Raw genomic sequence first — 16,065 nt, forward strand, 5'->3', positions numbered from 1 at the left:
TGGTGTAAAATAATGCCGATTATTTTACAGCGGAGAGAAAAATGGACGCAACCTTAAATATTGCGATAGCAGCAGAATTTGAATTAAGTGAAAAAATTGTAGAGCGTTTAGAACAAAGTGCGCTTGAAATTAGTAAAGTTTCTATTGTTGAAATGATACCTTTTGAAGAAGAACAAAATATTCGTTTTCGCAATAAAGGCGTTGAACAACTTTCTCCAAATGAAGTTGAGTGGGCTGATTTTAATTATGTCTTTTTTGCAGGAAAAGTTGAGCAAGTTTCCCATATTGCGCAAGCAGCAGAGCAGGGCTGTATTGTCATTGATATGTTAGGCGTTTGCAGTACGCTTTCGGATGTGCCAGTTGTTGTTCCAACTTTAAATGAATCACAATTATTTGAACTGAGACAACGTAACATTGTTAGCTTGCCTGATCCACAAGTAAGCCAACTTGCCTTAACGCTTGCCCCGATTTTACAAGAGACGAATCTTAATCAAGTGTTTGTCACTTCTTTATTGCCAGCGTCTTATACAGATGCGGAAACCGTGACGAAACTCGCTGGTCAAACAGCCCGTTTATTAAATGGTATTCCATTGGATGAAGAAGAAACGCGCTTAGCATTTGATGTCTATCCGCATCAAGCACCTAGTTTATCGAATCAATTACAACGAATCTTTCCTCAATTAGATCGTGCTACATTCCACGCAATCCAAGTGCCTGTATTTTATGGATTGGCACAAAAAGTTACCGCACTTTCAGACTATGATTTCGACTATCAGCCTCAAAATAGTGATCTTATCGATTTAGAAGAAACCTTAATTACGCCTGTTCTTAATGGAGAACAAGAAAATGGGGAAGAATCAGTAAAACTTCATTTAAGTCAAATAAGTGCGGTAGAAAATGGCGTAGAATTCTGGTCTGTGGCAGATGAACAACGCTTTAATCTCGCCTTACTTTCAGTGAAATTGTTGGAAGGAATTTATCAGCAAGGTTATTAATACCTAGGAAATCAAGGAGAATAGTATGCAAAATATTCTATTTATTATCCATTCATCCCCTTATGGTGACGAACATTTTTTTAGTGCATTACGTTTGGCGTTACAGTTGCAAGAGCAGCATAAAAGTGCGGTTAATTTAAAAGTATTTTTAATGTCTGATGCGGTAACTGGCGGTTTAGCAAAACAAAATCCAGCAGAAGGGTATCATTTACAACAAATGTTGGAAATTTTAACCGCGCAAGGGGCGACAATTAAACTTTGTAAAACCTGTACAAATGCTCGTGGTATCACTGAATTGCCGTTGGCGGATGGGGTGGAAATAGGCACCTTATTAGAGTTGGCAGATTGGACGATGGAAGCCGACAAAGTATTAAATTTTTAATCATTAAAATAGATACATATACTCCCTCATAACTAATGAGGGAATATATATTATAGTCATAAAGTCTGATAAAATAAAAATCCCTGCTCAAAGAGCAGGGATCTATATTTGGTGCCTAGGGTCGGACTCGAACCGACACGGTTATTCACCGGCGGATTTTGAATCCGCTGCGTCTACCAATTTCGCCACCCAGGCCATATTTATGAATCGAATTATACGGATATTTAGTCTATGAGCAAGAAAAAATTTAATAAAAAATCTTATTTGATTTATAAATAGTCAATATAATTTTTTTGAATAAAAAATACCTAGCTAAAAGCTAGGTATTTCAAAAAAGTAAATTTAAGCCGCTGCAAGATTACCTAAGTCTTTATCAACTAAGAATAAACCTTTACCATCGTCACCAAGAAGATTAAGTTTATCCAAAATACTACTGAATAATTTTTCTTCTTCATGCTGTTCAGCTACATACCATTGTAAGAAATTAAATGCAGAGTAGTCTTTTTCTTCAAAAGTTTTACCTACTAATTCATTGATTTTACTAGTAATCAATTTTTCATGTTCATAGGTAATTTCAATCACATCTTTTAATGATTTATATTCATGTGATGGAGCATCAATAGCAGAAATAATTGCTAATGCACCAGTTTCATTTAAATAAGTAAATAACTTACGCATATGTTGCATTTCTTCTGCCGCATGTGCAGATAAAAATTTTGCAGCACCTTCGAAACCTTGCTGTTCACACCATGCGCTCATTTGAAGATATAAATTAGAAGAATAAAATTCTAAATTCATTTGATCGTTTAATAGTTTTACTACATTTGCTGATAACATTTTATTTCTCCTATATTATTCTAAAGTTGCTAAATCACGATCGATAAAGAATAGAGCTTTTCCATCTTCACCAACAAGATTAAATTTATCAATAATACTACTAAATAATTTTTCTTCTTCGTGCTGTTCTGCTACGTACCATTGTAAGAAATTAAAAGTAGAGTAGTCCTTGTTTGCGAAAGTAACTTCAACTAATTCATTAATTTTTGATGTAACTAATTTTTCGTGTTCTAAAGTTATTTCAAACACCTCTTTTAATGAAGCATACTCATGTTTTGGTGCATCAATTTTACCTAAAAGTGGCATACCACTGGTTTCGCTTACATATTGGAACAATTTTTGCATATGTTCTAATTCTTCATCAGCGTGACGAAGCAAAAATGCGGCTGCACCTTCATAACCGTGTTTTGAACACCATGCGCTCATTTGTAGATAAACATTAGAAGAGTAGAACTCTAAATTGATTTGTTCATTGAGTTTGTTTGTGATGGCTTGATTAAGCATAACTAATTCCTTTCCATTTGATTGATAAAAATGCAATAAAGCTCAATTTGCGATTCTCATTTTAGGTATCTAAATGAGAATTTGCAAGTTTTTTCTTTGATTTTTTTTTATAACCTATTAATTTTAAAGAGTAAAATCAATAACAACTATTCTCATTTATGTTGAATTAATGTTCTGATTAATAATACAACGTCACATCTTAATGCTAAGTTTTAAATTGTAATGAGGTTATCCTGCAATAAAGTGCTCAGATTTTACGTAGCGCGATCTTATTTTTTGACTTCCATCGGGCGGACTGAAAAAAGCTTTGAAAGAAGAGTAGAAATTCATCCTATAAGCGTTACTTCACAATCAATTAATTTAACATAATATACATTATGCGAAATTAGTTATCAGGTTAGCGGAAACTACGGATTAAATAAATCACACAGTTATACACAAGTCACAGGTACTAGCAAAACAAGACAAAATAAGGCTGGATAACACGTTGTAACGTGCTATTTTATCGTTTTATTGAATGGTTAGGTTAAAATGTCAATGAAATGTAAAGATTATCTATGTTCAAGGCTGAGCTTGCAACTTGATAGAAAAACCTACATTTATATATAATTCCAACTTAGTTAGATAGAAAGGAGTCAGCATGACTGATAATAAAAATGAAATTATTAAATGCCCATTCTGTTTTACAGAGTCAGAAAGAGGTATTAAGGTTTGCAGAGGTTGCCAAGCTACCGTTAAGTATGGTGAAAGTTTAATGCCTTATTTCATCATCTCATTAATTATCAGCGTTATAGGTGCTTATTTCACCTTACGTTTCTTGGGTGAACATATTTTTACGTCTATACAAAATCTAAGTGGATCTGCAGGCTTTAGCCTTTTTGGCATTCTTGCATTTATTCTGTTTATTTTATCTATGTACATTTTGCTTATTTATGTCAGAAGCCCTGATGCAAGAAAAAAAGTGATGTTCTATAGAAAAATGCCTAAATAAAATATGTATTCGAGCGTTTCGCATTAAGTCCTGTAAGTAGTTAACTATCGCTTTGTTATTTACAGGGGCGAATTTAATGTGGTGATTTTTTGGATAATTCTTCCCAGAAAAAAACAAAAAAGCACGTTTTTATTAAAACGTGCTCTTCTAAAAAAATGTGACAACGTATCGACTAACCTAGTAGTTTTATACCATATTCATATACTTGTTGTAGCAAAGATAGTTTTTCAGGGTTATCTGAATGTTCCTCAGCTAAACGTTGTAAACTTGATTCAAAATCTACCGCTCTTTTTTCAAGTTTATTCTGTCGGTATTTTTGCCATTTAATTTGTTCAGCGCGTGTGAGGGTTTTATAAAAATGGCGCGCTCGATAATGGAATAATAATTCAGGGATACGTTTATCTTCAAAAGCTAAACCATGTTCAGCTAATTTTTCTGCAGGTAAACTACGTAAAATAGACATATTATTTTTATCAGCATTGCTGAAAAAGCCATTGTATAATTCAGTTTCTACATTATCATTCGATTCAAATTGACGTTCTTCATTAAAAATATCTGCCACTTTTTCACGAATATCAAAAGATGCTCGTAATTTTGCAAGATTATCCAAGCATAATTGTCGATCAATGCCCAAGCGATTTGCTGTTTCTGGTAACAAGGTTTTGGCTGGCGCCAAAATAGGACATTTATTGATATGCACAAGCTTTAATGGAACAGATGAAACTCCCCTTTCTTCTAATTCCGATTTTTTGGTATATAAATCTGTCCGCAATTCATCCGCACTTTTGGCTAATAAATTATCGATATTGCCAGTTAAATCACAAACAATGAGTGCGTTTTGATTTGTCGGATGCCAAGCTAAAGGTGCAACCCAAGTGCAATTTCCACGATAATTCCCTAACATACCAGAAACATGGACTAAAGGCGCCATTGCGCCTGTATCAACCAATTTTTCGATTTCTTTTTTACCTCGGTTTTCAAAGAAATATTGAAATAATTTAGGCTGTTTTTCTTTAATTAATTTCGCCATAGCAATAGTTGCATATACATCCGCCATTGCATCGTGAGCATTTTCATGTTCAATACCATTTGCTTTAGTGAGTTTTTCTAAGCGGAAACTTGGCATTCCATCATCGTCATAAGCCCAATTAATCCCTTCTGGACGCAAGGCATAACAAGCTCGCACTAAATCTAACAAATCCCAGCGTGAATTCCCGTTTTTCCAGCTGTATTCGTAAGGATCAATAAAATTACGATAAAATGTATAACGCGTCATTTCATCATCGTATCGAATATTGTTATAGCCCATGACACAAGTATTTGGTTGAGAAAATTCGGCTAAAATATTTGCGGCAAATTCAGGCTCAGAAAGCCCCTTTTCATTACATTCTTGCGGTGTAATTCCTGTCACCATTACCGCTTCAGGAGCCGGTAAATAATCGTTGGTTTGTTTACAATAAAACATTATTGGTTCACCAATGATATTAAAATCAGCATCAGTACGGATACCCGCAAATTGCGCAGGGCGATCTGTTGCTGGATTTACACCAAAACTTTCATAATCGTAAATAAAAAAGCTGAAATCTTTTGCCATGACTACTCTCTTTTACGCGATAAATTTATCTAAATAATATAGGCAGAAAATAGCCGATAAACTAAAAATAATACCAATCCAATTTAGCTTACTGATTTTTTCTTTAAAAACTAATGCGCCAGTTATCGTACCTAGGCAAATTACGCCAATATTCATTCCTGCGAAAACAAGCGTTGGATTTCCAGCAAAACTTTGATGTGCTTTTATGTAGAATAAAATATTAAAGAAATTCAATACACCTAAAACGATGCCGCCAATTACACTTGATGTTGTCCATTGGGTTCGTTTTAAGAATAAATAAATAAAAATAATGCAAGCTGCAAGCGAGAAAGAAATAAACAATGTTGCAGGAAATGCACCGCCGGTTTTCGCCACTTGCTTAAATAAAATATCAATGATGCCGTAACCAAACCATACACCGATTAATCCTAAAACACTTTTAAAATTGACCGCACTTTGCCCTTGATTTGGCTTAGTTAATAAACAAAATAAACCAATAAAGGCTAATACAACGCCAATGATTTTAGATTGGCTTAGTGTTTCATTAAAAATTAAAAACGCTGATAAAATAGGAAGAAATAACGAAAGACGTTGTGCTGCGTCAGAACGTACAATTCCAGCAAACTCCACCGCTTTTGACATAATAATAAACACGCTAGGTAACAATAAACCTAGCACTAAAAAAATGGGTGAGTTTTCGCTTTGTACAATGTAATCAGTAAATGCTAAGCCTTTAAAATCAGGTTTGAGTAAGAAATAACTGAAAGTGATGGCTGTAATGTAGTTGAATGCGATAGCTTGTTCAATAATGATATTTTTTTTACGGGCTATTTTCAGTAAAACTGAAACAGCTACGCTGCAGAGAATGGCAAGAATAAGATTGTGCATTTATTAATCCTTAATAGCTTGTTTAATTAAACTCATAATGTATTCAAGATATTGGGTGCTTTCAATGGTGATTTCATAATCGCCATTCCCCCAGTGACCAGTATTAGATACATTTTTTGCTAAATTTTTAGGATCATCTAACTCTCCATAAGGAAGATTAATCCAAATTTTTAAATTCTTTTGTTGGATACGAATATCTGCAATATTTCGATCTTTTTTGAATGCAATGTAAAGTTTTCTGGTATTAATTTCGATATCAGGATCTAAATTTAAAATGCCTTGTTTAAAATCTTCGTATAGTTCTTGAATAAAATCTGATTTATCACTTAAGTGATCAGATTCTTGATAAACTTTTATTTCTTTTAATGTAGAAAATTCTTCATTTTTTTCAATAGAAACAGCTTTAATATTCGGTGCTGATTTTGATTTATTAATAATATTGAGCGTAATAATATCATTATCAAAGCGATTAACTTCCCATAATTCAATAGGTAAATCTTTAAAATTCGTGGCTTGAATTTGGAAATCATTAAAAGCAGGTGAAACAAAAATCACCTTAGATTGTGACCAATCCACATCATTTCTTTTAAGTGGGAATTTTTGCTTTTCATTATATTCCACAATAAAATCAGCTTTGTATTCAAGCATCAAATTAAGATAAGAAATCCCTTGATCAACCACACTAGAATTTTGTTGTCTTTTATATTCAATAATGACAAAGGCTTGAGTCTCAGGATCAAAAGCTAAGGTATCAATACGTGAATTTTTAATAGAAAATTCCGAGCGAATAAAAATATAGCCACTTAATAAGGTAAGATTTTCTTCAAATAAACGCTGAATATCCTTTTCCAGCTTAAATTTTTGCTGCTTCAGCTGTGATAATTGTCCTTTTTTTGATGTAAAGATTTTCATTATTCCTTCCTTAAAGGCTTAAGTGCGGTAAAAAACACCGAAGTTTTCAACCGCACTTCTCTGCTCCTATTTATATTCTTATTCTGTCGCACCAAATCCGCGTAAACCAACAACGTGTACGTGCTCTTGGTTGCCTGCGATTTTACGCACGAGTTTATAAGTTGTCCCTTTTTCTGGGCTAATGTTTTCTGGTGCCGCAATAAGTAACTGCATATCTAAACGTTCGCAAAGTTCGAATAAGGTAGAAATAGATTTACCGTCTAAACGTGCTGCTTCATCTAAGAACAACAAACGACAAGGCACAATATCTTTACCACGAATTCGACGGCTTTCTTCTTCCCAGCTTTGAACAACCATTAAGAGAATTGACATACCTGTACCAATAGCTTCACCTGTTGATAATGCACCACTTTCAGCACGTAACCAACCATCAGCACCACGGAATACTTCTACTTCAAGTTCAAGATAATTACGGTAATCTAACAATTCTTCACCAATTGTTTGCGCTGTGCGTTGCCCCATATCAATATGTGGATTGATGCGTTGATAGAGCTTCGCCATAGCTTCAGAGAAGGTGATGCGGTTATCGTTGAATAAATCTTGATATTCATCTTGCTGACCAGAAAGCGAATCCAACAACATGGCATGGGTATCACGAATATTCACTACCAAACGAACAGATTTCACCTGACCAAACGCAATGTTTTGTAAGCCTTGGTTGAGCATACGAATACGATTTTGTTCACGCTGAATCGTTTTACGCATAATATTTGCAACACTTTCAGAACTGATAGCCAATTTTTTCTCACGGCCAGTTAATTCAGCCGTTAAACGAGAAAGCTCAATCTCCATTTGTTCAATGGCATCAATCGGATCATCCGTTTTAATGATGTCTTGGCGAATACGTTCACGTAAATGCTGATACACCGCAATAAAGAACCGCACTTTATTTTCAGGTTTGCGACTATCTTCAGACACTCTTAGGCTATCACGTAGATATTCATTATCCGCCACCGCTGTACGCAACGCACCTAATGCTTTATCCGACATTGAACGTAACTCATCTGCAGATAAATAAGCAAGTTCTCGGCGATTGAGGCGTTTTTCCATATCAGAGTTACGTGATAAACGTAAAACCACACACCAACTCACTTTCGCTGCCACAACTAATTCACGTTGAGTTTTATAATCACGTTCGGTTTTGCGGATTAGACGATTTAAGTTGTCAGCTTCGCTTTCAATTAATGTCAGTTGTTTTTCTACATAAGAACGACGCTGACGGCTCGTTGAAAGTTGTTGATGTAATTCATCACGACGGATACGAGCACGTTCTTCAGCACCATCATCAGCTCTCACGCCAAGATCGCTAATTTCACCAATCAACTCATTTAAGAGCTGATATTTACTATCGTAAGAACTTTGTAACTGAATCAATACGCGATTATATTCGGCAAATTGACTTTGTTTTTGACGAACTTGCTCACGTTGCGTATCTCGCTGAGCCTGCATTTGTTCTAAACGTTGGCGAAGTTTTTCGTTGAGTTCAGAAGTTTCAGCCTGCCCTGCATCTTCATAACCAAAATGCTGTTTACGTTGTACAACATCAGCTAACGCAAATACACGTTGTTGAACTTGTTTTTGACGCTCAATCGCTTGAGTTAATTCATTTTTTAAGCCTTCGTAATTTTCTGGATCACTTTGTAAACTATTTGCAATCGGCTCTAATTGTGACAACGTTACGCCATACTGACGAATAAAATATTCATCTTGCTCTGCAATATCTAATTGCTCGCGACATTCTTCAATACGATCAATTAAATCTTCATCAGCCAATACATTTAATTGTGGAATTAACTTATTGAGTAACTGTAGTTTTTCTTTTGCATTATCTAATTGAATGCGTAATTGTTGTTCGCCGCTATTAAATTGGTTTAATTCACGATCAATTTCATTGCGTTCGCGATTAATCTCAGACATTAACTCTTCTGGATTTGGCTGGAATGCCAGCGCCAAATGCAACCCAACAAATTGGCTGAAATGTTCGTGTAAACGTTGGCATTTTTGTACATCAAATGCAATTTGGGCATGTTGTTCTGCCACTTCATCACGTTCAATTTGTAATTCTTCTAAACGTTTTTCACGTGCTGCACGCCCGAATAATGGGATTTCAGGGAATCTTGAATAGCGTAATTCACGATCTGAAACTTGCACGACAACACCTAGCTCAAGTTCTTGTGCGGATAATACGCTGTCGTCAAATGCGGTAGGATCGCCTTCAATTAAATACAAATCATCAGGGCAATCTTCTAATTGCGCAAGTTGTTCACGCACAGCATTGAGATCACGCACAACAATAGCATGACGTGCAGGCCCGTAAAGTGCGGAGAAATAAGGCGCATCTTCAATGGTTACATCATCGTAAAGCTCTGAAAGCAACACCCCACCAAAACGTTCTGCCAACATATTTAAACGAGGATCTTCTGAACCATCTGGCTGACTTAAACGAGAAATTTGTTTATCTAATTGCAAACGTTTTTGTTCAAGTTGATCACGCTGCATCGTGAGTTCACGCTCTTTCACAAGTTGTGATTGCATAAAATTCATCACATCTTGGCTATGTTCAAACGTCTCGCCACTTTGTTGTTCCAAACGTTCTAATGCAGCTTGAGCTGTCAGCCATGCTGGGGCTTTACGCGCATTTTCATCATAAAGTGCGGTTAAATTTTCACGTTTTTGACGAAGCGCAGAACGATTTTCCACTTGTTCTGAAAGTTCAGCAGAAATATCTTCAATTAACGATTCTTGCTCTGCGTGATAATCCTCTAATTCTTCTGCCGTTCGTAAACTTAAATTAGCACGTTGATTAAAATCATTAAGTAATTTGACCGCACTTTGTTGTTGAGCATAACGTTGCTCAAGTTCATGTAATTTTGTACGAAGTTGTGGCGTTTGTTGTGCCTGCAATTTTTGGCTTGGATATTCACGTAATAATTCTTTGGCACTTTCCCACGCCGCAGAACGAGGCATTTCACCCGCAATTTTGCATACTAATTGGTACGCTTTATCAAACTGAGATTTTGCTGCTTCAGAAATAGACATTTTGTGCTCGAGTTCAAGCACGGTTTCCGTCAAACTTTCAGCATGTGCTTCAAATTCTTCGTGATAATCTTCTACATTTTTAACACTTAAATCAGCTAAACCGCATAATGTTTTCGCTTTTTCAAGAGCTGCAATGGCTTGTTGATATTGAAGTGCGCGAGTTTGTTGGGCATCTAATGCTTGTTGATAGTCTGCTAATTGAGCTCGTACCGCATCAATTTCAATTTCGGTTTGTTCAAATTGGGCTTGGCTTTCTTCTAACGCATCATTCGCATCTTCAACCACCATTTTTTGTTCTTCTAAACGCTCGGTGAGTTCTGCAATATCTTCTTGATAACGCGTGATTTTTTCTTGGTGACGCAAAGCATTTAACACTAAGTTAAGATGATCAACCGCACTTTGATGATCAACTTCTAAAGTACGTTCATTTTCTGCCAATTCAGCCGCTTCTCGACTTAAATCAACTAAACGATGTTGAGATAAATTCTGCTCTGCTTTTGCTTTATACCACTCACGACGAGATTCTAATGCAGCCTCAATATTGCCACGGCGTTCATTCGCATTACGCATATAATCCGAAGCAACATAATTAGTGGTTTCAGTAATTAAATGTTTGAATAAATCGCGATCTGATTGCGTGACCTTAATAGCCTCTAAAGTCATACGGTTCTCACGCAATGCACTTTCCATATCTTGGAAAGCTTTGCGCACACCTAAATTTTCTGGCAATAAATAGTCACGTAAAGAGCGTGTGATTGCACTGGAAATACCACCGTATAAAGACGCTTCGATAAGTTTATAGAATTTACTGCGGTCTGATGCTGAACGTAAACGTTTCGGAATAATACCTAAATCAAACATCATGCCGTGATAATCGGTGATGGAATGATATTGTTTGAATTGCGCACCAATATTTTCAATTTTATCTTTGAGTTCGTTTAAATTGAGTACACGAGCTTGACGTTCGCCCACTGTTTCAGTGAAAAGTGCGGTCGGATTTTGAGATAATTCAACACCCTGGATTGAGAACGTTTTTAAATCAACCTTTTTATCACGACCTGCAATTTGCTGCAGACGCACACCGACAAGAATACGTTGATGACGTGAGTTAATGGTGTCTAATACCGCGTAACAAACACCTGGACGCAATTTACCATGTAAACCTTTATCGCGAGAACCGCCTGTGGAGCCAGCTTCAGTTGTGTTTCGGAAATGTAAAAGGGTTAAATCTGGAATTAATGCGGTAACAAACCCAGCCATTGTAGTTGATTTACCTGCACCGTTCCCCCCAGAAAGCGTGGTAACTAATTCGTCTAAATCGAAAGTACGAGCAAAAAAACCATTCCAGTTAATTAAGGTTAAAGAACGGAATTTACCGCGCTCTACACCATTATTTGGTGTCATGCTAAAAGGCATTGGCGTTTCAACGATTTCTTCGACGTGTTCATTTTCCATAATGACTTCATCGCTCTCTAATTCGATTTCATTTTCTAATTCAAAAACATCAGACATTATTCTTGTTCTCCGTCAAATTCTTCGTCAATTTCATCCGCACTTTCCGCATCGTTTTCCACTAATTGCGCTTGTTTTTCCAACGCTAAGGATTCTGGTGTTGCCGCTTCCCCATCACGAATGAGTCGAGCTTGGGCTTCTAATGGATCATCTCCGCTACGTACTTCCGCACCAAAACGAAATACAGATTCAGAAATTGTAAATTTCCCACTATTTTGTTCACCAACAGTTTGAATCATACCTAAACGACGTAAACGACCAATTGCCGCCCGCACTTTTTCTGCCAATTTTTGTTTATCTAAGTCAGAACCACTTGAACGCTGATTAACTGCTTTTAATAATTTTCCTTCATCAGCAAGATTTAATAATTCATCATACACTTCTTGCGTGCTAAAAATGCCCTGTTGAGCTAAACGTTCTGGGCTTAAATAAAGATAACAAAGCACTTTACCAACAAGCATTTCCAACTCAGAAAGTACTGAACGCGCAATTAATGTCGTTGCTTTCGGACGGAGATAGAAAAATCCTTCTGGCGCACGAATTAGTTCCACGTTATAGCGACGATAAAATCCGTCTAATTCATTTTGGAAATCCATTAAAAATGCGTGATTATCTAAATGCTCCGTGCTGATATGGCGACCTGAGCGCAATAGACTATCTACCGCTGGAAATATTGGATTTGCAATCGCCACAGCGAGTTTTGGGGAAATTACATCTTGAAGGTTGTCTGTCATAGGTTATTTCTCTATTAAAACTTTATTCAGTTACTTTCTTCGTTAATCATTATTGCCAAATCTCCCCTAGCCCCTCTTTGCTAAAGAGGGGGATATTCTTTAACAAATCAATTCTTGCAGATTCTTTCAGCATTTTCTAACACAATGAAATAATCTCAATATCGATTATTTCATTATTATTCCCCTATTTAGCAAAGAGGGATTGGGGAGATCTAACAGAAGTAATTCCGTCGAAATTAGCTTTTAAATTATCTTAAAATCAATACTTATCAATCACATGCGCTTGCACTTCTGCACCACGTTCATTAATTGCTTGCCAATCTGGATAAATACCCGATAAATCATCATTTGCCATACCAAGGCGTACTGCTTGATCAACAATGATTCTAGCCACATCAAAATGACGAGAAAGTGGATAATTTTCCAGTTGTTTTTTTAACACTAAACTCAAATCAATCGGACGGTTATTTTCACGATAAGCAATCAGTAAGCCTTGCATATGCTCTACAATTTGATCATGTAAATCAGAAAGGGATTCGTATTGCAATTCTTCTGGTAATTCACCTAAAGCATCATCTTCACGCAACACCATTTCTTCATCGCGTAGATCAACTAAACGCTCAGCTTGCGCTGTCCATAAGAACCAAGGATGCTCAAAATAATGATGAATAGAATTACGTAAACGTTGTGAGAATACACGATTTTTATCCATATCAATGGCTGTACGAATAAATTTATGCACATGGCGGTCATAACCAATCCATAAGTCTATGGCTTGTTGTCCCCAGCTAATAATTCGGTCAAGTTTAGATTGTAAATCTGTAATTAATTGATCAATAAAATACAAATCATCACGCCCAATCACACAATCTTGAATACGCAATAATTGTGCCTGAAGCTTATCCCCAGCTGCATTTAACGTATCTTGCAATTCGCGCAAATTCCCTGATGTTTCATCTAATAAACGTTCACAGCTTGAAATTGCCGCTTGCCAATCTTTAGTAAGAAGCTCTGCAATTTCATCTTTAATACTTTGCTGGTTTTCATCCATAATACGTTGTGAAAGGTCGATGCTATCAAAAATCTCTGCAACGGAATATTTTAATGGTGCAAACACATTACGACGCCAATAATGTTCACTTTCATTATTCTCCACGCCTTCTTCTGCCGAGTCAGAAGCACGTTGAATTTCATCTGCCACTATGGAAAGTTGTACAGAAAGACGCAATGCAGAAAATTCACGCTGACGAATGTAATAATCAGACACACCAACACCTAATGGCGTTAAACGATAAATCGCCAAGCCCTCAGTAAATTCGCTACTAAAACGATTTAACAAACGTTGTTTCACTAATTCATTAATTGCATTATTCGCTCGTGTTGCAATGGCATCCGTGGATTGCTCAAAAGCATTCATCGTGTGGCGGAAAATATCCACAAGATCGGCTTCTAACATTTCGCCATCTAAACGTTCGTTGTTATAAATTGCAATCGCTAGCAGGAAAACCAAGCGTTCGGTAGGTAAATTCAAAGAAAACTCGCGATCTTTTGCCCAAGAGACGAGTTCAGGAATAGTTTGGGATGTTTCAATCATTGAATTGCAAAGCGTTAAAATTGAACAAAAAATTGGAAAGATTATACAGGATTTTTTGCGGATCTTAAAAATCTTCTTTTGAATTGACCGCACTTTTCCTATTTCTAACGCAGGAGAAACACAAATATTACCTATTTTATTAAAAAATAAAGATATTTATAGGTTTCTAAAAATATAATACTTTAGATAATTAATTTCAGGAGATTTCTGCTGTGAAAAGTGGTAGTCGGTAAAATAAAAGAAATAATTTAATTTTTCAGAAATTTTCAAAAAATACTAGAAATAAAAAACATTTGAGCGTTTTTGCACAATTTTAGTTAATAAGATTTCCTATACTGATACCTCATGTACATCAAAAAAGGAAAAATCATGAAAAAAATGATCTCAACAGTATTTTGTTCGCTTATTGCTGGTACATCTTGTGCCAACTCATCAGTTTTTAGCATTAATGTGCCAGATTTACCTAAACACGGATTTCACGCTAAAAACTTGTTAAGTGCCGATTATGGTTTTGGTTGCAATGGAGGAAATCTGTCACCAGCGATTTCTTGGGCAAATGCCCCGAAAGGGACGAAAAGTTTTGTGGTGACGATCTATGATAAAGATGCACCAACAGGCATTGGCTGGATGCATTGGATAGTTGTAAATATTCCTGCAAAAACGACCGCTCTTCCTGAAGGCATTAAAGCTGATGGTACTAATTTACCACAAGGTGCGCTACAAACCCGCACTGATTTTGGCGTGCCAGGCTTTGGCGGAGCTTGTCCACCCGAAGGACAAAAACATCGCTACGAAATTAAAGTTACAGCGGTAAGTGTAGAAACCCTGCCAAATGTGACTGCAGATACAATGCCTGCTGTAGTCGGCTATTTTACTAAAGCTAATGCCCTTGCCGAAGCTTCTATTATTGTAGAACATAGTCGTTAAACAGCACTAGATTGCCGAACCTCTAACGGAGAACAGCCAAAATATTGTTTAAACTTCACAGAAAAACGTGAATGACTTTCATAGCCAACTTCATAGGCGATTTGTGAAATTGGGCGTTGAGTGAGTTGTAACAAATTCAACGCTCGCATCATTCGAACTGTGGTTAATACTTCCCGAAACGATGCTTTTTCTGCGGCGAGATGACGGCGCAATGTAGCTTCACTGGTATTTAACGATTTTGCAATGTCACCAATTTTCCAGTGATACTCAAAATTTTCTGAAATTTTCTTACTAATTTGACACTTTAAAGAAGGTGTAGAAAATGGATTAAATACACCACCCTGTTCAGACAACCAAGCTAGCAATTCCCACAAGCGAATTTCTACAATACGATCAGGAATTTCATCACTGGAAAGTGCTTTTGAAACAATCGAAAAAGCTTGCTGCATAAAGGGATGTGCAGGCAAGTGAAACAGGCTTTCAAAGGGTTTTGGCTCTGAAAGCAGTCCAAAAAATCTCTCAACCACTGCATTATCAATAGATAACCAATCCGCTTGATATATACCTAGTTCATCAGGTTCATTAATCACATCAAAGTGTTGATTTCCTGCCAACATTACCATTTCACCAGCTTGGATAATTTTCTCTCCATTTATCCAACGTAAAATTTTCCGACCGCGCATAACCCAAATAACGGTAGGTTGCGTAAAATAAGATTTATCTAGTTTCAATTTATGTCTTTGTATAATGGTACTTTTTTCAGCAAAATTAGGACGAATGGGCATAAAAATTCCTTGTAAAAGTGCGGTCATTTTAAGTAATTTTTTATGGGTATTCTAGGTTATGCTAAACACTCTCCCAATTTCTAAATGAAGGAGCATTTAGAATAATCTGCTACCTATACAGATAAAATTATCGTTCAGCTATGTAATCAAATAGATGTAGAAGATTACAGAGAATCTAACTTGTTTATAGAATGTCATTATTGTCAGCTCAGAGCTAATCTTCTACAGTTTAAGAACATATTACTCCTAAATTTTAGGAAAATGCGATCTTGCTCTGATTTTTCACGTATAATGTGCGCCTTTCATGAATA

General features: G+C 36.2%; 13 protein-coding genes and 1 tRNA gene. 4 read left to right on the forward strand and 10 right to left on the reverse strand.

Features of this window, described 5'->3' with window-relative positions; all coding sequences use genetic code 11:
• The first annotated feature begins 41 nt into the window (after nt 1–41).
• Nucleotides 42–995 (forward strand): oxidoreductase, encoded by a 954-nt coding sequence (locus LIX50_RS02805; protein ID WP_048953198.1) that lies wholly within the window; start codon nt 42–44, stop codon nt 993–995.
• Between the two features lie 25 nt (nt 996–1,020).
• Entirely contained in the window at nt 1,021–1,377 is a 357-nt protein-coding gene (locus tag LIX50_RS02810; protein WP_048953197.1) for a DsrE/DsrF/TusD sulfur relay family protein, read from the forward strand.
• Nucleotides 1,378–1,486: 109 nt separating this feature from the next.
• Here the strand turns inward: LIX50_RS02810 and LIX50_RS02815 are convergent.
• From LIX50_RS02815 to ftnA (LIX50_RS02825), 3 genes are all read right to left on the reverse strand, one after another.
• Nucleotides 1,487–1,572, reverse strand: a tRNA-Leu gene (locus LIX50_RS02815).
• 147 nt (nt 1,573–1,719) lie between these two features.
• The gene (ftnA, locus tag LIX50_RS02820) at nt 1,720–2,214 is read right to left on the reverse strand and encodes a non-heme ferritin (RefSeq protein WP_048953196.1); all 495 of its coding nucleotides are present in this window, start codon (nt 2,212–2,214) and stop codon (nt 1,720–1,722) included.
• A gap of 15 nt (nt 2,215–2,229) precedes the next feature.
• Nucleotides 2,230–2,718, reverse strand: coding sequence for a non-heme ferritin (gene ftnA / locus LIX50_RS02825; protein ID WP_048953195.1), 489 nt, complete (start codon nt 2,716–2,718; stop codon nt 2,230–2,232).
• A gap of 640 nt (nt 2,719–3,358) precedes the next feature.
• Between ftnA (LIX50_RS02825) and LIX50_RS02830 the strand changes: the two genes are divergently transcribed.
• The gene (locus tag LIX50_RS02830) at nt 3,359–3,709 is read left to right on the forward strand and encodes a hypothetical protein (protein WP_053087830.1); all 351 of its coding nucleotides are present in this window, start codon (nt 3,359–3,361) and stop codon (nt 3,707–3,709) included.
• Nucleotides 3,710–3,881: 172 nt separating this feature from the next.
• Here LIX50_RS02830 and sbcB read toward each other — a convergent pair whose 3' ends face one another.
• The 6 genes from sbcB to mukF form a co-directional block, all read right to left on the reverse strand.
• Nucleotides 3,882–5,303 (reverse strand): exodeoxyribonuclease I, encoded by a 1,422-nt coding sequence (sbcB, locus tag LIX50_RS02835; RefSeq protein ID WP_048953194.1) that lies wholly within the window; start codon nt 5,301–5,303, stop codon nt 3,882–3,884.
• Between the two features lie 12 nt (nt 5,304–5,315).
• Nucleotides 5,316–6,191: a DMT family transporter gene (locus tag LIX50_RS02840; RefSeq protein WP_048953193.1), complete on the reverse strand. Its 876-nt coding sequence runs from the start codon at nt 6,189–6,191 to the stop codon at nt 5,316–5,318.
• A gap of 3 nt (nt 6,192–6,194) precedes the next feature.
• Nucleotides 6,195–7,103, reverse strand: a complete 909-nt coding sequence (locus tag LIX50_RS02845; RefSeq protein WP_048953192.1) for a DUF5655 domain-containing protein — start codon at nt 7,101–7,103, stop codon at nt 6,195–6,197.
• A gap of 78 nt (nt 7,104–7,181) precedes the next feature.
• Entirely contained in the window at nt 7,182–11,714 is a 4,533-nt protein-coding gene (gene mukB, locus LIX50_RS02850) for a chromosome partition protein MukB (RefSeq protein WP_048953191.1), read from the reverse strand.
• Nucleotides 11,714–12,448, reverse strand: a complete 735-nt coding sequence (gene mukE, locus LIX50_RS02855) for a chromosome partition protein MukE (protein WP_048953190.1) — start codon at nt 12,446–12,448, stop codon at nt 11,714–11,716. Before mukE ends, mukB begins: the two co-directional genes overlap by 1 nt.
• 259 nt (nt 12,449–12,707) lie before the next feature.
• Nucleotides 12,708–14,042, reverse strand: coding sequence for a chromosome partition protein MukF (gene mukF / locus LIX50_RS02860; protein WP_048953189.1), 1,335 nt, complete (start codon nt 14,040–14,042; stop codon nt 12,708–12,710).
• Between the two features lie 369 nt (nt 14,043–14,411).
• Between mukF and LIX50_RS02865 the strand changes: the two genes are divergently transcribed.
• The gene (locus LIX50_RS02865; RefSeq protein WP_046949835.1) at nt 14,412–14,969 is read left to right on the forward strand and encodes a YbhB/YbcL family Raf kinase inhibitor-like protein; all 558 of its coding nucleotides are present in this window, start codon (nt 14,412–14,414) and stop codon (nt 14,967–14,969) included.
• On the opposite strand, the gene LIX50_RS02870 is transcribed toward LIX50_RS02865, so the two are convergent.
• A complete protein-coding gene (locus LIX50_RS02870; protein ID WP_226385864.1) occupies nt 14,966–15,754 on the reverse strand; it encodes a helix-turn-helix transcriptional regulator in 789 nt (262 codons plus the stop codon). The genes LIX50_RS02865 and LIX50_RS02870 overlap by 4 nt on opposite strands.
• Between the last annotated feature and the right edge of the window lie 311 nt (nt 15,755–16,065).

The organism is Haemophilus sp. Marseille-P9675, assembly GCF_916862695.1.
Classification (GTDB): Bacteria; Pseudomonadota; Gammaproteobacteria; order Enterobacterales; family Pasteurellaceae; genus Haemophilus; species Haemophilus haemolyticus_K.